Here is a 19,324-nt window from a genome sequence, read left to right on the forward strand (position 1 = left end):
GCCGCGGTCCCCGGGAACGACACGGCTGCCGGCAGGGCGCTGAACCGCGGGAGTCTCAGTAGCCGAAGTCCTGCGTCCACCAAGGGCCGCCCGAGCCCAGGTGCACGCCGACTCCGAGGGTCTTGAAGTCGCAGTTCAGTATGTTGGCGCGGTGGCCGGGGCTGTTCATCCAGGCTTCCATCACGGCTGCCGCGTCCGCCTGGCCGCGGGCTATGTTCTCGCCGCCGAGATCGGTTATGCCCGCCTTCGCGGCCCGGTCCCAGGGGGTGGCGCCGTCCGGGTCGGTGTGGTCGAAGAAGCCCCGCGCGGCCATGTCGTCGCTGAAGGCCTCGGCCAGCGCGGTCAGCGAGGAGTTCGCCGACAGCGCGCTGCACCCGACCTTCGCCCGCTCCTCGTTGACCAGCTTGAGCACCTCGGCCTCGACGGCGGCCTGCGCCGACACCGTCACCGGCGCGGACGTCTGCTTCGGTCCCGTGGACGCCGTGCGCGACGGGGTGCTCGTGCGCTCGGGGGCCTTGGCGGTGGGCGAGGGCTTCCGCGACGGCGCCTTCGTCGGGGTGGAGGAGGCCGAGGGGGACCTGGAGGCGGAGGCGGACGGGGGCGGCGAGGCCGGGCGGGCGGTGTCGGGGCCGGCTGCCGTGCCGCCGCCGCGGCTCTCCGCGCTGCCGGAGTCGCCGCCCTGCTCGGACGCCGTGTTGCCGGGGGAGGCGGCGGCCTGCACCCGGTCGCCGCCGGTGGTGTTCGTGCCGCCGCCGAGCCGGTAGTTCTCCAGGCCGGGCACCGCGCCGGTGGCCACCGCCACGGTGCCGAGGGCGACGGCGGCGGAGACGCCGAGCAGCCCGGTGCGCACGGGGGCGGCCGCCTTCTTCCTGCGCCGGTGGCCCTGGGACGGACCGCCGGCCGGGGAGAAGCCGTCGCCGCCGGGCGCCCGCGCGGGCTCGTCGTCCACCGCGTACAGGTAGGCGGTGCTCCGGGCGGCGGTCTCGGCGTAGGCCTCGGGCTGAAGGTACGGCGCGATGCCCAGGGGTGCGTGGTCGCCCGGGGCGGACTCCCACCGGTCCTCGCCGTCCGCGGCCGAGTGGTGCGTCTGGGTGATCCCGGTGGCCCGGCCGGTGGCGGCGCGGCCGGCGGCGGAGCGTCGGTGGCGTCCCATGCCCTTGCCCTCTTCCTCGTCTCGCGGTCGACCCGGCGCCACGGTGGTGAGCGACTCCGAATGGTCAACCCCACCCACTCGAAAGAGTGAGTTTCAGATGAGATTCATTGGGTCCGGACGGTACCGCATGCCACTGGGGCGGGATGTGTCCCGAGCGACATCGGCCGGTTAGGTTGCACCCATGAGCGAGGATGTTCGACTGGTCGCCTGGGTGCGGGGACACGTCCAAGGTGTGGGTTTCCGCTGGTTCACGCGGGCCAGGGCGTTGGAGATCGGCGGCCTGAGTGGTTTTGCTCTCAATCTGGGCGACGGTCGCGTCCAGGTGGTCGCCGAGGGGGCCCGGACGGGGTGCGAGAGTCTGCTGGACTGGCTCGAGGACGGCGACACGCCCGGACGCGTCGACGGCGTCACCGAGATCTGGGACACACCCCGCGGCGGCTACGACGGCTTCGCCATCCGGTGAACCGATTCTGTGCCGCCCTCCGGGCAACCGCCCGGGGACCTGCCCCTGGCACCTGCCCGCAGCGGAAACGGGCTGGTGGTTGCCAAGAAGGGCGCCGCATGGCAGGCTCCGCAGGTACAGCTGATCGTCACGTCCCCAGGGCCCCGCAGGAGACGCGGCGCCGCCGTCCGGCGGCCGCGCGCACCGGGTTCGCCCGCCAATACGGGGCGTGATCGTGTTGACCGTCAAACTTTTTGGTGAGACGCTGAAAGCCCCGCGCACCTTAGCTGTTTGGCATGTAGGAACGCAGAGCAACACTCGAGTGTGTCAAGCACCGCGGGTGCGAATCCCTCACGACCCACACCGCATCGGTCGGTCACTCATTGTGGAGGACCATCCATCATGGCAAAGGCGCTTCTCGGTTACGTCGGCGGCTCCGACCCTCGACTCCTCGCCGAGATGCGACGGCTTCAGCAGCGCGTACAGGACCTGGAGTCCGAGCTCGTACGGATCCAGGCGGAGAACGACGCGCTGGCGGCCGCCGCTTCTCAGGGCAGGATCATGGAGAGCATCGACGCACACCAGGCGGAGCCTGCGCTCACCTGATCGCTGCGCCGCTCCACAACAGCATTCGCAGCGGTTGGGGTGCCCGTATCAACCGCACTAATGGTCGGCGGCCGCGATCCGGTCGCCAGAGTTGCAAGGGACGCTTCGGCGTCCCTTCTTTCTTTCCCTCGCGTCTTTCCCCCGTGCATCCTTTCACCGTCTTCAACGTCTGGTGTGCCCGGCGTGTTCAATGGCGAAACCGCGCGGTTGCGAGTGTCCGTGGAGTGAGATAGCGGCGGCGGGTAGAGTCCGGCGGCGTGCACCTCAAGGCCCTGACCCTCCGCGGGTTCAAGTCGTTCGCCTCCGCGACCACACTCCGGTTCGAGCCGGGCATCACGTGTGTCGTCGGTCCGAACGGCTCGGGCAAGTCCAACGTCGTGGACGCGCTCAGCTGGGTCATGGGCGAGCAGGGCGCCAAGTCGCTGCGCGGCGGCAAGATGGAGGACGTCATCTTCGCCGGCACCACCGGCCGTCCGCCGCTGGGCCGCGCCGAGGTGTCCCTGACCATCGACAACTCCGACGGCGCCCTGCCCATCGAGTACGCCGAGGTCACCATCACGCGGATCATGTTCCGCAACGGCGGCAGCGAGTACCAGATCAACGGCGACACCTGCCGTCTGCTGGACATCCAGGACCTGCTCTCCGACTCCGGTATCGGCCGCGAGATGCACGTCATCGTCGGCCAGGGCCAGCTCGACTCCGTCCTGCACGCGGACCCGACCGGACGCAGGGCGTTCATCGAGGAGGCCGCCGGGGTCCTGAAGCATCGCAAGCGCAAGGAGAAGGCGCTGCGCAAGCTCGACGCGATGAAGGCCAACCTCGCGCGCGTGCAGGACCTCACCGACGAACTGCGCCGCCAGCTCAAGCCGCTCGGCCGGCAGGCCGCGGTGGCCCGCCGGGCCGCCGTCATCCAGGCCGACCTCCGCGACGCCCGGCTGCGCCTCCTCGCCGACGACCTCGTACGCCTGCGCGAGGCGCTGAAGTCCGAGATCGCCGACGAGGCGGCCCTCAAGGAGCGCAAGGAGAGCGCCGAGCGGGAACTGCGGAAGGCGCTCCAGCGGGAGGCCCGGCTGGAGGACGAGGTACGGCAGCTCGCGCCGCGCCTGCAGCGCGCCCAGCAGACCTGGTACGAACTGTCCCAGCTCGCCGAGCGGGTCCGCGGCACCGTCTCGCTCGCCGACGCCCGCGTGAAGAGCGCCACCTCCGCGCCCCCCGAGGAGCGGCGCGGCCGCGACCCCGAGGACATGGAGCGCGAGGCCGCCCGCGTCCGCGAGCAGGAGGCCGAGCTGGAAGCGGCCCTGGAGGCAGCCCAGCGGGCCCTGGACGACACCGTCGCCCACCGCGCCGAACTGGAGCGCGAACTCGCCGTGGAGGAACGCCGGCTGAAGGACCTCGCCCGCGCCATCGCCGACCGCCGCGAAGGCCTGGCCCGTCTTTCCGGGCAGGTCAACGCGGCCCGCTCGCGCGCCGCCTCGGCCCAGGCCGAGATCGACCGGCTGGCCGCCGGCCGCGACGAGGCGCAGGAGCGAGCGGTCCGGGCCCAGGAGGAGTACGAGACGCTGAAGGCGGAGGTCGACGGCCTCGACGCCGACGACGCCGACCTCGCCGAACGCCACGAGACGGCGAAGCGGGAGCTGGCCGGGGCCGAGTCCGCGCTGACCGCGGCCCGCGAGGCGGCCACCGCGGCGGAACGCCGGCGCGCCGCCACCCAGGCCCGGCACGACGCGCTGGCGCTCGGCCTGCGGCGCAAGGACGGCACCGGCATCCTCCTGGGCGCCCGGGACCGCGTTGCGGGAGTCCTTGGCCCGGCCGCCGAACTGCTCACGGTGGCCCCCGGCCACGAGACGGCGCTGGCCGCGGCCTTCGGCGCGGCGGCCGACGCCGTCGCCGTGACGTCCCCGGCCGCGGCGGCCGAGGCGATCCGCCTCCTGCGCAAACAGGACGGGGGCCGGGCCGCCCTGCTCCTGACGGACACCCGGCAGGACACCACCGGCGACGCCACACCCGACACCGGCGCTCCCGGCGACACGGCCGGCCACCCGGCCGGAACGACCGACGCGGCCGGCCCCCCGGTTGGCGCGAGCGGGCCGTACGCCGACGGGACGGGCGCGACGGCCGCCGAAGGCGCGAGCGGAACGCACGCCGACGGGACCCGGACACCGGCCGGGGTGAATGCCGAAGGGACGGGCTCGACGGCCGCCGAAGGCGCGAGCGGGCCGTACGCCGGCTCGACGAGCGGAACGTACGCCGACGAGACCCGGACGCCGGCCGGTGTGGACGGTTCCGCCGGCGCGGCCGGTGAAGGGCGCCCGGTCGCCGCGCCCTGCGCCGCCGACCTGGTGCGGGGCCCCGCCGGGCTCATGCCCGCCGTGCGGCGGCTGCTGCGCGGGATCGTCGTCGTGGGGACCCTGGAGGACGCCGAGGACCTGGTGGACGCGCACCCCGGGCTGACCGCCGTCACCGCCGAGGGCGACCTGCTCGGCGCGCACTTCGCGCACGGCGGTTCGGCCGGCGCGCCCAGCCTGCTGGAGGTGCAGGCCTCGGTGGACGAGGCGGCGGCCGAGCTCGCGAAGCTGGCCGTCCGGTGCGAGGAGCTGACCGGGGCCCAGCACGAAGCGGCCGAGCGGCGCACCGCGGCCGCCGCGCTCGTGGAGGAGCTGGGGGAGCGGCGCCGGGCCGCGGACCGGGAGAAGTCGGCCGTCGCCCAGCAGCTCGGGCGGCTCGCGGGGCAGGCGCGGGGCGCCGCGGGGGAGGCCGAGCGGTCGGCAGCGGCCGCCGCACGCGCGCAGGAGGCGCTGGACAAGGCCGTGCTGGAGGCCGAGGAACTGGCCGAACGGCTGGCCGTCGCCGAGGAACTGCCGGTGGAGGAGGAGCCGGACGGCTCGGTGCGGGACCGGCTCGCCGCCGACGGCGCCAACGCCCGGCAGACCGAGATGGAGGCCCGCCTCCAGGTCCGTACGCACGAGGAACGGGTCAGGGGCCTCGCGGGCCGCGCGGACTCCCTGGACCGGGCCGCGCGCGCGGAGCGCGAGGCACGCGCGCGTGCCGAGCAGCGGCGGGCCCGGCTCAGGCACGAGGCCGCCGTGGCGGAGGCCGTCGCCTCCGGCGCCCGGCAACTGCTCGCGCACGTCGAGGTGTCCCTCGGGCGGGCGGAGGAGGAACGGGCCGCCGCCGAGGCCGCGAAGGCCCGCCGGGAGCAGGAGCTGACCGCGGCCCGCAACACCGGCCGCGAACTGAAGTCCGAGCTCGACAAGCTGACGGACTCGGTGCACCGGGGCGAGGTGCTGGGCGCCGAGAAGCGGCTGCGGATCGAGCAGCTGGAGACCAAGGCGCTGGAGGAACTGGGCGTCGAGCCGGCGGTGCTGGTCGCGGAGTACGGCCCGCACCTGCTCGTGCCGCCCTCGCCTCCCGCCGCCGGCGAGGAGCTGCCCGAGGACCCGGAGCACCCCCGCAACCGGCCCCGGCCGTTCGCGCGGGCCGAGCAGGAGAAGCGGCTCAAGGCCGCCGAGCGCGCCTACCAGCAGCTCGGCAAGGTCAACCCGCTGGCGCTCGAGGAGTTCGCGGCGCTGGAGGAGCGGCACAAGTTCCTCAGCGAGCAGCTCGAGGACCTGAAGAAGACCCGCGCCGACCTCCTTCAGGTGGTGAAGGAGGTGGACGAGCGTGTCGAGCAGGTCTTCACCGAGGCCTACCGGGACACCGCCCGGGAGTTCGAGGGCGTGTTCAGCCGGCTCTTCCCCGGTGGCGAGGGGCGTCTGGTGCTGACCGACCCCGACAACATGCTCACCACCGGCGTGGACGTGGAGGCGCGTCCGCCGGGCAAGAAGGTCAAGCGGCTGTCCCTGCTGTCGGGCGGCGAGCGCTCGCTGACCGCCGTGGCGCTGCTGGTGTCCATCTTCAAGGCCCGGCCCAGCCCGTTCTACGTCATGGACGAGGTCGAGGCCGCCCTGGACGACACCAACCTCCAGCGGCTGATCCGGATCATGCAGGAACTGCAGGAGAGTTCGCAGCTCATCGTGATCACGCACCAGAAGCGCACCATGGAGGTCGCCGACGCGCTCTACGGCGTCTCCATGCAGGGCGACGGCGTGTCGAAGGTCATCTCGCAGCGTCTCCGCTGAGTTCACAGTCAAGATCAACTCACCCTGTGTTCACCTTCTGAACACAGGGTGCTGTAGTGCGTCTCCAAGCTCACAGCCGTTCGACTATTGACTTCGAAACTTGAAGGCATAGTCTCTGCAACGTTGCTTTTACCTTCAGGTCTAAGTGGTGTGAACGCGGCACCACGGGATACCTGTAAGGGCTCACCCCCACGCGGCAGCGTTGCCGTGGCCCGAGGAGTTATTCGTGACCAGCACAGAGCAGGCACCTCAGCCAGGAGCCAGAACGGCTCACCCCGATCATCTCGGGCATGTCATCTTCATCGCGGCGGCGGCCGCCATGGGCGGCTTCCTGTTCGGCTACGACAGCTCCGTGATCAACGGCGCCGTCGAGGCCATCCGCGACCGCTACGACATCGGCTCCGCGGCCCTGGCGCAGGTCATCGCCGTCGCCCTGATCGGCTGCGCCATCGGTGCCGCGACGGCCGGCCGGATCGCCGACCGCATCGGCCGCATCCGCTGCATGCAGATCGCCGCCGTGCTGTTCACGATCAGCGCCGTCGGCTCCGCGCTGCCCTTCGCGCTGTGGGACCTGGCCTTCTGGCGCATCGTCGGCGGATTCGCCATCGGCATGGCCTCCGTCATCGGCCCGGCCTACATCGCCGAGGTCGCCCCGCCCGCCTACCGCGGTCGGCTCGGCTCCTTCCAGCAGGCCGCCATCGTGGTCGGCATCGCCATCTCCCAGCTCGTCAACTGGGGTCTGCTGAACGCCGCCGGCGGCAACCAGCGCGGACAGCTGATGGGCCTGGAGGCCTGGCAGGTCATGCTCGGCGTGATGGTCGTCCCGGCCGCCCTCTACGGCCTGCTCTCCTTCGCGATCCCCGAGTCCCCCCGCTTCCTGCTCTCCGTCGGCAAGCGAGCCCGCGCCCGCGAGATCCTCGCCGAGGTCGAGGGCAAGGGCGTGGACCTGGACGCCCGCGTCGCCGAGATCGAGCACGCGATGAAGAGCGAGCACAGGTCCACCTTCAAGGACCTGCTCGGCGGCGGCTTCTTCTTCAAGCCGATCGTCTGGATCGGCATCGGCCTGTCGGTGTTCCAGCAGTTCGTCGGCATCAACGTCGCGTTCTACTACTCCTCGACGCTGTGGCAGTCGGTCGGCGTCGACCCGACGGACTCGTTCTTCTACTCCTTCACGACGTCGATCATCAACATCGTCGGCACCGTGATCGCGATGATCTTCGTGGACCGCATCGGCCGCAAGCCGCTCGCCCTCATCGGCTCCGTCGGCATGGCCGTCGGTCTGGCGCTGGAGGCCTGGGCGTTCTCGTACAACCTCGTCGACGGCAAGCTGCCCGCGGCCCAGGGCTGGATCGCCCTGATCGCCGCCCACGTCTTCGTGCTCTTCTTCGCCCTGTCCTGGGGCGTGGTCGTCTGGGTCATGCTGGGCGAGATGTTCCCCAACCGGCTCCGCGCCGCCGCGCTCGGCGTGGCCGCCGCCGCCCAGTGGATCGCCAACTGGGCGATCACCGCGAGCTTCCCGTCGCTGGCCGACTGGAACCTGTCCGGCACGTACGTGATCTACACGGTCTTCGCCGCGCTCTCCATCCCGTTCGTCCTGAAGTTCGTCAAGGAGACGAAGGGCAAGGCGCTGGAGGAGATGGGGTAACCGCCCCACCCGGACCCGAGGAGAAGGGCCAAGTCCCCGCTGCCCCTCTCCTCGAACCCCTGCCGCCCCCGCTCGGTCACTGCCCGAGCGGGGGCGGCTTCGTTCGCGGAGCGGCCCGGCCCGGCCTTCCCCGCCGGAGTCAGCCTCGCAGCGCCGGCACCACCCGCTCGGTGAACAGCCGCAGGCTCCGCCAGCCCTCAGCCGGCGGCATCCCGCCCACCAGCGGGTGCAGGACCAGGTTCTCCAGGCCCAGCCCCACGCACTGCTCGGGGGTCAGGACCCGGTAGACGCCCTCCGCGCGCAGCCCGGCCACGGTCGTCGCCGCCGACCGCACCGCCGACCCGGTCCCGTCCGGCTGCCAGGAGGCGTACGTCCGCGCCTCGTGCAGAAAGTGCCGGCCGTACTGCGCCCAGACCCGCTCCGGGTCCTCGGCGAGGTGCAGCAGCGGGCTCTCGGCGGCGGGCATCAGGACCCAGCCCTCGGTGCCGTGCTCCACGAGCCGCTCCTCGTAGTAGGCCGCCAGCTCCGGCAGGTGCGCACTGGGGAAGAACGGCAGACCGAGCCGGGCGGCCCGGCGGGCGGCGGCCCGGGAGGAACCGCCGACCAGCAGCGGCGGATGGGGTTCGGTGCACGGGCGCGGGGTGAGCCGCACCGTGCGGCCGCGGTACTCGAACTCCTCGCCGGTCCACGCCTTCAGCAGGGTCTCCAGCAGCTCGTCCTGGAGCCGGCCGCGCCGCCGCCAGTCCACGCCGAACAGGGCGTACTCCTCGGGCCGGTAGCCGATGCCGGCCACCGTCACCAGCCGTCCGCCGCTCAGCAGGTCCAGCACGGCGATCTCCTCGGCCAGCCGCAGCGGATCGTGCAGCGGGCCGATCGCCGCCGCCACCGTCACCGCGATGCGGCGGGTCGCCCCGAGCAGTGCGCCCGCGAAGGCGAACGGCGACGGCAGCCAGTTGTCGTCCGCGCCGTGGTGCTCCTCGGTCTGCAGGGTGGTGACGCCGTGCTCGTCGGCGTGCGCGGCCATCTCCAGCGCGGCCCGGTAGCGCGCCGAGAGGGAGGCGGGGGTGGCGCCGGGCTCGGCCAGGTTGAACCGTACGACCGTGACGGACATGGCTGCGTCCCCCTTCGCCGGTGGGTGTGCAGGGGGACGCTAGCTGGCGGTGCGTCAGTTCGACGGCGACCCGGCCCGGCCGGGCGAGCCGCGGTCAGACGCCGGCGGTCGCGGGCTGCTCGGCGGACTCCGCGAGTGCGGCGTCCGTCCCGGCGGCCTCCGCCGGGTGCGCCACCGCCGGCTTGGGCAGGGCCGTGTACAGCAGCCCGGAGATCACGATCGTGGCGACCCAGCCGAGGCCGTACTCGCCGACGACGTTGTTCTTCGCCAGCGGGCCGGTGAACCAGTCCGAGGTGGTGAACAGCAGGCCCGCGACGAGGCCGACCGCCCAGGACGCCACCGCGGCGGGGGAGAAGCCGCCCCGGTACCAGTAGGCGCTGGTGCGCGTGGTGTCGGCCATGGCCCGGCCGTCGTACTCCGTGCGCCGCAGCATGTCCGCGCCGAACACGCCGACCCAGGCCGAGAAGGCGACCGCCAGCAGGGAGAGGAAGGCGATGAAAGAGCCCATGAAGCTGGTCGCCACCAGCATCAGCACGCCGCCGAAGACCAGCGAGATCACGGCGTTGACCGAGACCGCCCAGTGCCGCGGCACCCGGAAGCCCAGGGTCTGCGCGGTGAAACCGGCCGAGTACATCGACATGGAGTTGATCAGCAGCATGCCGATCAGCGCGATGAGCAGGTACGGCACCGCGATCCACGTCGGCAGGATCTCGCCGAGGAAGGACACCGGGTCGGCCGCCGAGGCCAGGTCGGGTGTGGACACCGCCATGACCGCGCCCATCAGCACCATCGGCAGCACGACGATCCCGGCGCCGCCCACCGCCGTGCCCACGATCGCCTTCGACGACGCGGTGCGCGGCAGGTAGCGGGTGAAGTCCGGCGCCGAGGGGATCCAGCTCACCCCGCCCGCCGCGATCATCCCGACGCCGGTGATCACCGCGGCGGTGGAGCCGGCCCCGTGGTCCATGACCTTCGACCAGTCCGTGTGCACGGCGAGGTACCCGAGGACCAGCACGGAGAAGACGCCGAACACATAGGTCGCGTACTTGTTGCACTTCTGCACGGCGTTGATGCCGAGGCCGGAGATGGCGAAGGTCGCGACCACGAAGGCCAGCAGCATCACCATGTCCAGCACGCTGTTCGCCCTGACACCGAACACGATGTCCAGGATGGTGAGCATGGCGTAGGCGCCGGTCACCGCGTTGATGGTCTCCCAGCCCCAGCGCGCCACCCAGATGAGCGACCCGGGCAGCAGGTTGCCGCGCTGGCCGAACACCGCGCGCGACAGCGCCATGCCCGGGGCGCCGCCCCGCTTGCCGGCGATGCCGATCAGGCCGACCAGCCCGTAGGCCACGACCGGCGCGGCGGCCGCGACGACGAGGGCCTGCCAGATGTTCAGGCCGTACGCCACCACCAGGCTCGCGCCCATGGTGAGCAGCAGCACGCTGATGTTGGCGCCGACCCAGGTCGGGAACAGCTCGCGGGTCTTCGCGGTCCGCTCGTGGTCGGGTACCTGCTCGATGCCACGGGTCTCGAGAGCGCCTTCGGCCTCGGCTGTCTTGCTCATGGAAGAGAGTGCCTCGGGGTGGGGGGAGGGGGACGTCGGGGACTCTACGCGCGCAGACGGAGCCAATACCATCGTACTTTGATCCGACTCCTGCCTTCCAGTGGCTTTTGTCTCTCGGAGGAAGCCACGAACCCGGCGGCGGCGCACCCATGGCCGATACTGGACCAGTTATGGAAACCATCATCCTTGCTGTAGTCATCGCCGTGGTCGTGCTCGGCGCGCTCGGCGGGCTCATCGTCGGCAGCCGGCGCCACAAGCAGCTGCCCCCGCCACCGCCCAGGACGCCCGACATCACCGCGCCCCCGGCCGAGCCGCACGTCGGCGAAGAGGCCGAGACGCCGCGCGACGAACCGCGCCGGACGATCGAGGAGGTGGATCTTCCCGGCGGCCCCGCCCCGGTCGTCGTCGAGGAGCCGCCCACCGTCGAGGCTCCCGAGATCGAGATCCCGGAGCCCACCGCGGGGCGGCTCATCCGCCTGCGCACCCGTCTCTCCCGCTCGCAGAACGCCCTGGGCAAGGGCCTGCTCACGCTGCTGTCCCGCGAGCACCTCGACGAGGACACCTGGGAGGAGATCGAGGACACCCTGCTCACCGCCGACGTCGGCGTGCAGCCCACCCAGGAGCTGGTCGAGCGGCTGCGCGAGCGGGTCAAGGTGCTCGGCACCCGTACCCCGCAGGAGCTGCGCGGCCTGCTGCGCGACGAACTGCTCAAGCTGGTCGGCACGGAGGTCGACCGCGCGGTGCGGACCGAGCCCGAGGGCCGCAAGCCCGGCATCGTGATGGTCGTCGGGGTCAACGGCACCGGCAAGACCACCACCACCGGCAAGCTCGCCCGGGTGCTCGTGGCCGACGGCCGCACCGTGGTGCTGGGCGCCGCCGACACCTTCCGGGCCGCCGCCGCCGACCAGCTCCAGACCTGGGGCGAGCGCGTCGGCGCCTACACCGTGCGCGGCCCCGAGGCCGGCGACCCCGCCTCCGTCGCGTTCGACGCGGTCAAGGAGGGCAAGGAGATGGGGGTCGACGTGGTCCTCATCGACACCGCCGGCCGGCTGCACACCAAGACCGGCCTCATGGACGAGCTCGGCAAGGTCAAGCGCGTGGTCGAGAAGCACGCGCCGCTGGACGAGGTGCTGCTCGTCCTGGACGCCACCACCGGTCAGAACGGCCTGGTGCAGGCCCGGGTCTTCGCCGAGGTCGTCGACATCACCGGCATCGTGCTGACCAAGCTCGACGGCACCGCCAAGGGCGGCATCGTGGTCGCGGTCCAGCGCGAGCTGGGCGTGCCGGTCAAGCTGATCGGTCTCGGCGAGGGCGCGGACGACCTGGCGCCGTTCGAGCCGGAGGCGTTCGTGGATGCGCTCATCGGTGACTGACGACGGGGTGTGCTCACCCGCCGGATCCAAGAAGCGCCCGCCCCCAGCACAGTGGGGCGGGCGCTTCGCCCTTTTCCGGCCCGCCGCGCGTGGCCGCCGGCGCGGCGGCGAGGGCGTTCACGGGCAGGGTCCGTAGGCGGGGAGGCCGCTCAGGCCCGCGCCCGTGACCGGTGGGCCACGTACGCCAGCGTGCCCAGCAGCAGCCGGGCGGCCGGCAGCCGGGACGCCGAGTCCAGCGCGGGCGAGCGCAGCCAGCGCACCGGGCCGAGGCCGCCCCGGTCGGAGGGCGGCGCGGTGACGTGCGCTCCCGCGCCGAGGCCGCGCAGGTCGAGCGCGGACGGGTCGTCCCAGCCCAGGCGGTAGAGCAGCCGCGGCAGGTCGGCCGCGGCGCCGGGGGCGACGAAGAAGTGGGCGCGCCCCTCGGGGGTCGCGGTGACCGGGCCGAGCGGCAGGCCCATCCGCTCCAGCCGGACCAGGGCGCGGCGTCCCGCGGCCTCGGCCACCTCGATGACGTCGAACGCGCGGCCGACGGGAAGCATCACGGCGGCGCCCGGGAAATCCGCCCAGGCCCTGCTCACCTCGCCGAGCGTGGCGCCGGCCGGCACCGGCGGCGCGAAGTCCAGCGGATGCGCGCCCGGGGCCGGGCAGCCGGTGCGACCGCAGGAGCAGGCGCCAGACGCGGCCCGGGCGCCCGGCACCACGTCCCAGCCCCACAGTCCGGTGAACTCGGCGACGGCGGTGCAGTCCGACGAACGGCCGCGCCGACGCGTGCCGGAGCGGATCTCGCGAATGCCGCCGATCGTGAAGCCCATGCCCCCTCCAACGGGTCCGGCGCACCGTTGGTCACGGCGCGGAACGAGACGGAAGCGGAACGTGACGCTACGGCTGCGGTTCCACTCGCTCCGGGAAGCGGGGGCGGCGCGTCGAAGCGTCGTGGGTGGCGCGGGGAAGGCTGTGCGCCCCCGCGTGCATCACCCCACCGGCGTCCTGTCGTCCTATGTCAAGTGAATCGCGCCCAGCCGACCGGGAGTTCATTCGAAGGGGTGGCGAATGGTGGCGTTTCCGGGTTCGCCATGGCTGGACGGGTGATCGTGGGATTACTGTGAGTGTGCGAGACGTGGGGGCACATGCTCTCGCGGGTATGCCGGAGGCAAGCCGCCGGTTCGTTCGAAGGGTGAGAACCGGCGGACGCGAGGCCTTATTTACCGGCATTCTGATAGGGCTTGGCGCACTCGGCGGACAAGTGGTCTCAGGGATGGGGGCGTGCCAGTGGGCGGCAACGGCGGAAGCGGGACGAACGCTGACAAGCGCCCCAACGACCTGCTCGGTTCCTGGTTCGTGCGCAGCGGCTGGTCCAAGGGCGAGCTGGCCCGCCAGGTGAACCGCCGGGCCCGCCAGCTGGGCGCCAACCACATCTCCACGGACACCTCGCGGGTGCGCCGCTGGCTGGACGGCGAGAACCCTCGCGAGCCGATCCCGCGGATCCTGTCCGAGCTCTTCTCCGAGCGCTTCGGCTGCGTCGTCTCCATCGAGGACCTCGGCCTGCGCGCCGTCCGCCAGTCACCCTCCGCGTCCGGCGTCGACCTGCCCTGGACGGGTCCGCAGGCGGTGGCCCTGCTCAGCGAGTTCTCACGCAGCGACCTGATGCTGGCGCGGCGCGGGTTCCTCGGGACCTCGCTGGCCCTGGCCGCCGGCCCCTCCCTCGTCGAGCCCCTCCAGCGCTGGCTCGTCCCGGCCCCCTCCTCACCCTCGCAGCCGGAGCCGGAGACCGCTCTCGACTCCCGCAGGCCGGGCCGGCTGTCCAAACCCGAACTGGAACTGCTGGAGTCCACCACGCGGATGTTCCGCCAGTGGGACGCCCAGTGCGGTGGCGGCCTGCGCCGCAAGGCGGTCGTCGGCCAGCTGCACGAGGTCACCGACCTGCTCCAGGAACCCCAGCCCGAGGCGACCGGCCGCAGGCTCTTCAAGGTCGCCGCCGAACTCGCCGAACTCGCGGGCTGGATGTCGTACGACGTGGGCCTGCAGCCCACCGCGCAGAAGTACTTCGTCCTCGCGCTGCACGCCGCCAAGGAGGCCGGCGACAAGCCGCTCGGCTCCTACATCCTGTCCAACATGAGCCGCCAGATGATCCATCTCGGTCGGCCCGACGACGCCCTGGAGCTGATCCACCTCGCGCAGTACGGCAGCCGCGACTGCGCCGGCCCGCGGACGCAGGCCATGCTGTATGCGATGGAGGCCCGCGCCTACGCCAACATGGGCCAGCCCGGGAAGTGCAAGCGGGCGGTCCGCATGGCCGAGGACACCTTCGCCGACGTCCACGAGTGGGACGAGCCGGACCCCGACTGGATCCGCTTCTTCTCCGAGGCCGAGCTGTTCGCGGAGAACTCGCACTCCTACCGCGACCTCGCCTACGTTGCCGGCCGCAGCCCCGCCTACGCCTCGCTGGCGCAGCCGCTGATGGAGCGCGCGGTCGAACTGTTCGCCGAGGACCGCGAGCACCAGCGGTCGTACGCGCTGAACCTGATCGGCCTGGCCACCGTGCACCTGCTGCGGCGCGAGCCCGAGCAGAGCACCCGGTTCGCCTGCGACGCCATGCGGGTCGCCAAGAAGGTGCGTTCCGAGCGGGTGAACACCCGCATCCGCAAGACGGTCGACACCGCCGTGCGCGACTTCGGCGACCTCGCGGCCGTCGCCGACCTCTCCGAGCAGCTCGCCGTGGACCTGCCGGAGGCCGCGGAGGCCGTCTGACCTGGCAGGACCCGCAAGCCCCGGCCGCGGCCGGGCCTCCCGAACCGCCCGACTCGGCTCCCCCGCGCCAGGTCATCGGAGAGGTCCGCCGCGGCCGGTTCGTTCGCTCCCGTGGAGGTTGCGCCACGATAACGATCCCGCAGCCGGACATCCCGCTCTTCACCGACGCGTAACACGCAGGGCGCCTTCGTCACCCCGGCGAAACAGCGAGGGGCTTCCGCCGAAACCGCGCTGCGCCAGTCTCATGGCGCATAACCGGCCCACCCCTCACCCGACCGGACCGCTCAGGCACCGCCCGCACGGGGCCGTACCAACCGACGAGGAGACGCCGATGGCACCAGCCATCACGCTTGCCGCGGAGGCACCCAAGTTGTCCGCCGCGAACACAGGCTTCATGCTCATCTGTTCCGCCCTGGTGCTGCTCATGACCCCGGGCCTGGCCTTCTTCTACGGGGGCATGGTCCGCGTCAAGAGCACCCTGAACATGCTGATGATGAGCTTCATCAGCATGGGCATCATCACCATCCTCTGGGTGCTCTACGGCTTCTCCCTCGCCTTCGGCTCGGGATCCAGCCTGATCGGGTGGAACGCCGACTGGCTCGGCCTGAGCAACATCGGGCTGACGGAACTCTGGGACGGCTACACGATCCCGGTCTTCGTCTTCATGGTCTTCCAGCTCATGTTCGCCATCATCACGCCGGCCCTGATAAGCGGCGCCCTCGCCGACCGCGTGAAGTTCTCGGCCTGGTCGCTGTTCATCGCGCTGTGGGCCACGATCGTCTACGTCCCGGTCGCCCACTGGGTCTGGGGCGCCGACGGCTGGGCCTACAAGCTCGGCGTGATCGACTTCGCCGGCGGCACCGCGGTCCACATCAACGCCGGCGCCGCGGCCCTCGGCGTCATCCTGGTCATCGGCAAGCGGGTCGGCTTCAAGCGGGACCCGATGCGCCCGCACAGCCTGCCGCTGGTCATGCTGGGCGCCGGTCTGCTGTGGTTCGGCTGGTTCGGGTTCAACGCCGGCTCCTGGCTCGGCAACGACGACGGCGTCGGCGCGCTGATGTTCGTGAACACGCAGGTCGCCACCGCCGCCGCCATGCTGGCCTGGCTCGCCTACGAGAAGATCCGTCACGGCGCGTTCACCACCCTGGGCGCCGCCTCCGGCGCGGTGGCCGGCCTGGTCGCGATCACCCCGTCCGGCGGCGCGGTCTCCCCGCTCGGCGCGATCGCCGTCGGCGCCATCGCCGGTGTCGCCTGCGCCGCGGCCGTCGGCCTGAAGTTCAAGTGGGGCTACGACGACTCCCTCGACGTCGTCGGCGTCCACATGGTCGGCGGCATCATCGGTTCGCTGCTCATCGGCTTCTTCGCCACCGGCAAGGGCCAGTCCGACGCGACCGGCGTCTTCTACGGCGACCACTCCTTCGACCAGCTGTGGAAGCAGTGCGCCGGTGTCTTCGCGGTCCTCGCCTACTCCCTGGTCGCCTCCGCGGTCCTCGCCTTCCTGGTCGACAGGACGATCGGCATGCGGGTCACCGAGGACGAGGAGATCTCCGGGATCGACCAGGCCGAGCACGCCGAGAGCGCCTACGACTTCAGCGGCACCGGCGGCGGCGTCATCGGCTCCGCCGCCCCCGCTCCCGGCCCGGCCCCGGCCCCCAAGCCCTCCAAGAAGGTGGACGCATGAAGCTCATCACCGCCGTCGTCAAGCCGCACCGGCTGGACGAGATCAAGGAGGCCCTGCAGGCCTTCGGCGTCCACGGTCTGACGGTCACCGAGGCCAGCGGCTACGGGCGTCAGCGGGGTCACACCGAGGTCTACCGCGGTGCCGAGTACACCGTCGACCTGGTTCCCAAGATCCGCATAGAGGTGCTGGCCGAGGACGACGACGCCGAGCAGCTCGTCGAGGTCATCGTGAAGGCCGCCAGGACCGGCAAGATCGGTGACGGCAAGGTCTGGTCGCTGCCGGTGGAGACTGCCGTACGGGTCCGCACCGGCGAGCGCGGCCCGGACGCGCTCTGACACAGGACGGGAGTCGCTGGGTGACGGGTACGGATGTGCGCGAAGAGACGGACGACTCGGGACCCGGCGGTTACGCGGCGGCCCGGCTGCGCCTCCTCACCGAGGGGGCGCGGTCCGGGCCGCCGCGCCGTTCGGCGCTCGCCGAGCTGACCGACGACTGGCTCACCGGCCTCTTCACGGCCGCGGCCGGCGCGACCGGTGGCGTCTCGCTGGTCGCCGTGGGCGGCTACGGCCGCGGGGAGCTGTCCCCGCGCAGCGACCTGGACCTCCTGCTGCTGCACGACGGCGCCGGTGCCGGCGCGGTCGCCGCCCTGGCCGACCGTCTCTGGTACCCGGTCTGGGACCTCGGCCTCGCCCTCGACCACTCCGTGCGCACCCCGGCCGAGGCCCGCAAGGCCGCCGGTGAGGACCTGAAGGTCCAGCTCGGCCTGCTGGACGCCCGGCACCTCGCCGGCGACCCGGCCCTCACCGCCGCACTGCGCACCACCGCCCTGGCCGACTGGCGCAACCAGGCCCCCGGGCGCCTTCCCGAACTGCGGGAACTCTGCGCGGAGCGCGCCGAACGGCACGGTGAGCTGCAATACCTCCTGGAACCCGACCTCAAGGAGGCCCGCGGCGGTCTCAGGGACGCCACCGCCCTGCGCGCCGTGGCCGCCTCCTGGCTGGCCGACGCCCCGCGCGAGGGCCTCGCGGACGCCCGCCGTCGCCTGCTCGACGTCCGGGACGCCCTGCACCTGGCCACCGGCCGCGCCACCGACCGGCTCGCCCTGCAGGAACAGGACCAGGTCGCCGCCGGACTGGGCCTGCTGGACGCCGACACCCTGCTGCGCCAGGTCTACGAGGCCGCCCGGGTGATCTCGTACGCCGGCGACGTCACCTGGCGCGAGGTCGGCCGCGTGCTGCGCTCACGCGCCGTTCGCCCGCGGCTGCGGGCCATGCTGGGCGGCGGCAGACCGGTCGCCGAGCGGTCGCCGCTGGCCGAGGGCGTCGTCGAGCAGGACGGCGAGGTGGTGCTCGCCCACGCCGCACGCCCCGAACGCGACCCCGTGCTCCCGCTGCGCGCCGCGGCCGCCGCGGCCCAGGCCGGTCTCCCGCTCTCCCTGCACGCCGTACGGCGTATGGCCGCCACCACCCGCCCGCTGCCCGCGCCCTGGCCCGCCGAGGCCCGCGAGCAGCTCGTCACGCTGCTCGGCTCCGGCCGTGCGACCATCGGCGTCTGGGAGGCGCTGGAGGCGGAGGGCCTGATCAGCCGGCTGCTGCCCGACTGGGAACGGGTCCGCTGCCGACCGCAGCGCAACGCCGTCCACCTCTGGACGGTGGACCGGCACCTGATCGAGACCGCGGTCCGCGCCTCGGAACTGACCCGCCGCGTCAGCCGCCCCGACCTGCTGCTCGTCGCCGCGCTGCTGCACGACATCGGCAAGGGCTGGCCCGGCGACCACTCCGTGGCCGGCGAGATCATCGCCAGGGACGTGGCCGCGCGGATCGGCTTCGACCACGCCGACGCCACCGTGCTCGCCACCCTCGTGCGGCACCATCTGCTGCTGATCGAGACCGCCACCCGGCGCGACCTGGACGACCCCGCCACCGTCCGCTCGGTCGCCGAGGCCGTCGGCACCCCGGGCACGCTGGAACTGCTGCACGCCCTCACCGAGTCCGACGCCCTCGCGACCGGCCCCGCCGCCTGGTCCTCCTGGCGCGGCTCCCTCGTCGCCGACCTGGTGCGGCGCGTGGCCGCCGTCCTCGCGGGCGAGGAGGGCGACGAGCCCGAACCCGCCGCGCCCACCGCCGAGCAGGAACGCCTCGCCATCGAGGCCTTCCGCACCGGCGGCCCGGTCCTCGCGCTGCGCGCGCAGCCGGAACCGGCGCCAGAGGAGGACGTGCCGGGCGGGCCGGAACCGCTCGGCGTGGAGCTGATCATCGCCGTACCGGACCAGCCGGGCGTGCTGCCGGCCGTCGCCGGCGTGCTCGCCGTGCACCGGCTGACCGTCCGCACGGCCGGGCTGCGCGCCCTGCGCCTGCCCGACGACGTCGAGGACGCCTCTGTCCTGCTGCTGAACTGGCGGGTCGCCGCCGAGTACGGCTCGCTGCCGCAGGCGGCCCGGCTGCGCGCCGACCTCGTCCGGGCCCTGGACGGCTCCCTCGACGTCGCCGGCCGCCTCGCCGAGCGGGACGCGGCCTATCCGCGTCGCCGCGGCCGGGCGGCCCCGCCGCCCCGGGTGACGGTGGCCCCGGCGGCCTCCCGCCACGCCACGGTGATCGAGGTGCGCGCGCAGGACGCACCCGGGCTGCTGTTCCGGATCGGCGCGGCGCTGGAGAAGGCGGCGGTGCGGGTGCGCAGCATGCACGTCAGCACCCTCGGCGCCAACGCCGTCGACGCCTTCTACGTGACGACCGGCGCCGGGGCGCCGCTGCCGCCGCGGGACGCGGCCTCGACGGCCGAGGCGCTGGAGGAGGCGTTGCGCGGGTGACACCCCGTCCCGCTCCCCGTCCGCTGCGTGAGGCGGGCGGGGGATATCCGCTCGCCGGGCGGATATCCTGGAGG

General features: G+C 72.8%; 13 protein-coding genes. 9 read left to right on the plus strand and 4 right to left on the minus strand.

The genetic code is table 11. The features are described 5' to 3' along the window. Positions 1–55: 55 nt before the first annotated feature. Positions 56–1,153, minus strand: coding sequence for a CAP domain-containing protein (locus tag TNCT1_RS24935; protein WP_143635980.1), 1,098 nt, complete (start codon positions 1,151–1,153; stop codon positions 56–58). A gap of 181 nt (positions 1,154–1,334) precedes the next feature. Here TNCT1_RS24935 and TNCT1_RS24940 point away from each other — a divergent pair, with 181 nt between their 5' ends. From TNCT1_RS24940 to TNCT1_RS24965, 4 genes are all read left to right on the plus strand, one after another. Then, a complete protein-coding gene (locus TNCT1_RS24940; RefSeq protein WP_143635982.1) occupies positions 1,335–1,616 on the plus strand; it encodes an acylphosphatase in 282 nt (93 codons plus the stop codon). A 381-nt stretch (positions 1,617–1,997) separates the two neighbouring features. Next, positions 1,998–2,201, plus strand: coding sequence for a hypothetical protein (locus TNCT1_RS24950; protein WP_143635984.1), 204 nt, complete (start codon positions 1,998–2,000; stop codon positions 2,199–2,201). 257 nt (positions 2,202–2,458) lie between these two features. Continuing rightward, positions 2,459–6,319: an AAA family ATPase gene (locus TNCT1_RS24960; protein ID WP_143635986.1), complete on the plus strand. Its 3,861-nt coding sequence runs from the start codon at positions 2,459–2,461 to the stop codon at positions 6,317–6,319. A 226-nt stretch (positions 6,320–6,545) separates the two neighbouring features. Continuing rightward, positions 6,546–7,964 carry a sugar porter family MFS transporter gene (locus tag TNCT1_RS24965; RefSeq protein WP_143635988.1) on the plus strand — a complete coding sequence of 473 codons (1,419 nt, stop codon included), beginning with the start codon at positions 6,546–6,548 and terminating at the stop codon, positions 7,962–7,964. 139 nt (positions 7,965–8,103) lie between these two features. On the opposite strand, the gene TNCT1_RS24970 is transcribed toward TNCT1_RS24965, so the two are convergent. Then, a complete protein-coding gene (locus TNCT1_RS24970; RefSeq protein WP_143635990.1) occupies positions 8,104–9,075 on the minus strand; it encodes an LLM class flavin-dependent oxidoreductase in 972 nt (323 codons plus the stop codon). 94 nt (positions 9,076–9,169) lie between these two features. Further along, positions 9,170–10,642: a cytosine permease gene (locus TNCT1_RS24975; protein ID WP_143635992.1), complete on the minus strand. Its 1,473-nt coding sequence runs from the start codon at positions 10,640–10,642 to the stop codon at positions 9,170–9,172. 170 nt (positions 10,643–10,812) lie between these two features. Between TNCT1_RS24975 and ftsY the strand changes: the two genes are divergently transcribed. Beyond that, positions 10,813–12,015 (plus strand): signal recognition particle-docking protein FtsY, encoded by a 1,203-nt coding sequence (ftsY, locus tag TNCT1_RS24980; RefSeq protein ID WP_143635994.1) that lies wholly within the window; start codon positions 10,813–10,815, stop codon positions 12,013–12,015. 149 nt (positions 12,016–12,164) lie between these two features. Here the strand turns inward: ftsY and TNCT1_RS24985 are convergent, their stop codons facing one another. Continuing rightward, complete coding sequence (locus TNCT1_RS24985) at positions 12,165–12,827, minus strand: bifunctional DNA primase/polymerase (RefSeq protein WP_143635996.1); 663 nt, start codon at positions 12,825–12,827, stop codon at positions 12,165–12,167. Between the two features lie 457 nt (positions 12,828–13,284). On the opposite strand from TNCT1_RS24985, the gene TNCT1_RS24990 reads away from it, so the two are divergent. From TNCT1_RS24990 to TNCT1_RS25005, 4 genes are all read left to right on the plus strand, one after another. Beyond that, on the plus strand, positions 13,285–14,763 hold the full coding sequence (locus TNCT1_RS24990) for a hypothetical protein (RefSeq protein ID WP_143636155.1): 1,479 nt from the start codon (positions 13,285–13,287) through the stop codon (positions 14,761–14,763). Between the two features lie 331 nt (positions 14,764–15,094). After that, the gene (locus TNCT1_RS24995; RefSeq protein ID WP_143635998.1) at positions 15,095–16,444 is read left to right on the plus strand and encodes an ammonium transporter; all 1,350 of its coding nucleotides are present in this window, start codon (positions 15,095–15,097) and stop codon (positions 16,442–16,444) included. Further along, complete coding sequence (locus TNCT1_RS25000) at positions 16,441–16,779, plus strand: P-II family nitrogen regulator (protein WP_100828472.1); 339 nt, start codon at positions 16,441–16,443, stop codon at positions 16,777–16,779. Before TNCT1_RS24995 ends, TNCT1_RS25000 begins: the two co-directional genes overlap by 4 nt. Positions 16,780–16,799: 20 nt before the next feature. Further along, positions 16,800–19,250 carry a [protein-PII] uridylyltransferase gene (locus TNCT1_RS25005; protein WP_143636000.1) on the plus strand — a complete coding sequence of 817 codons (2,451 nt, stop codon included), beginning with the start codon at positions 16,800–16,802 and terminating at the stop codon, positions 19,248–19,250. The last annotated feature ends 74 nt before the right edge of the window (positions 19,251–19,324 follow it).

The organism is Streptomyces sp. 1-11 (assembly GCF_007176755.1).
GTDB lineage: Bacteria > Actinomycetota > Actinomycetes > Streptomycetales > Streptomycetaceae > Streptomyces.

Excerpts from the sequence above, each read along its gene's own strand:
- TNCT1_RS24935 (WP_143635980.1), bottom strand. The coding sequence starts at position 1,153 with ATGGGACGCCACCGACGCTCCGCCGCCGGCCGCGCCGCCACCGGCCGG.
- TNCT1_RS24940 (WP_143635982.1), top strand. The coding sequence starts at position 1,335 with ATGAGCGAGGATGTTCGACTGGTCGCCTGGGTGCGGGGACACGTCCAA.
- TNCT1_RS24950 (WP_143635984.1), top strand. The coding sequence starts at position 1,998 with ATGGCAAAGGCGCTTCTCGGTTACGTCGGCGGCTCCGACCCTCGACTC.
- TNCT1_RS24970 (WP_143635990.1), bottom strand. The coding sequence starts at position 9,075 with ATGTCCGTCACGGTCGTACGGTTCAACCTGGCCGAGCCCGGCGCCACC.
- TNCT1_RS24975 (WP_143635992.1), bottom strand. The coding sequence starts at position 10,642 with ATGAGCAAGACAGCCGAGGCCGAAGGCGCTCTCGAGACCCGTGGCATC.
- ftsY (WP_143635994.1), top strand. The coding sequence starts at position 10,813 with ATGGAAACCATCATCCTTGCTGTAGTCATCGCCGTGGTCGTGCTCGGC.
- TNCT1_RS24985 (WP_143635996.1), bottom strand. The coding sequence starts at position 12,827 with ATGGGCTTCACGATCGGCGGCATTCGCGAGATCCGCTCCGGCACGCGT.
- TNCT1_RS24995 (WP_143635998.1), top strand. The coding sequence starts at position 15,095 with ATGGCACCAGCCATCACGCTTGCCGCGGAGGCACCCAAGTTGTCCGCC.
- TNCT1_RS25000 (WP_100828472.1), top strand. The coding sequence starts at position 16,441 with ATGAAGCTCATCACCGCCGTCGTCAAGCCGCACCGGCTGGACGAGATC.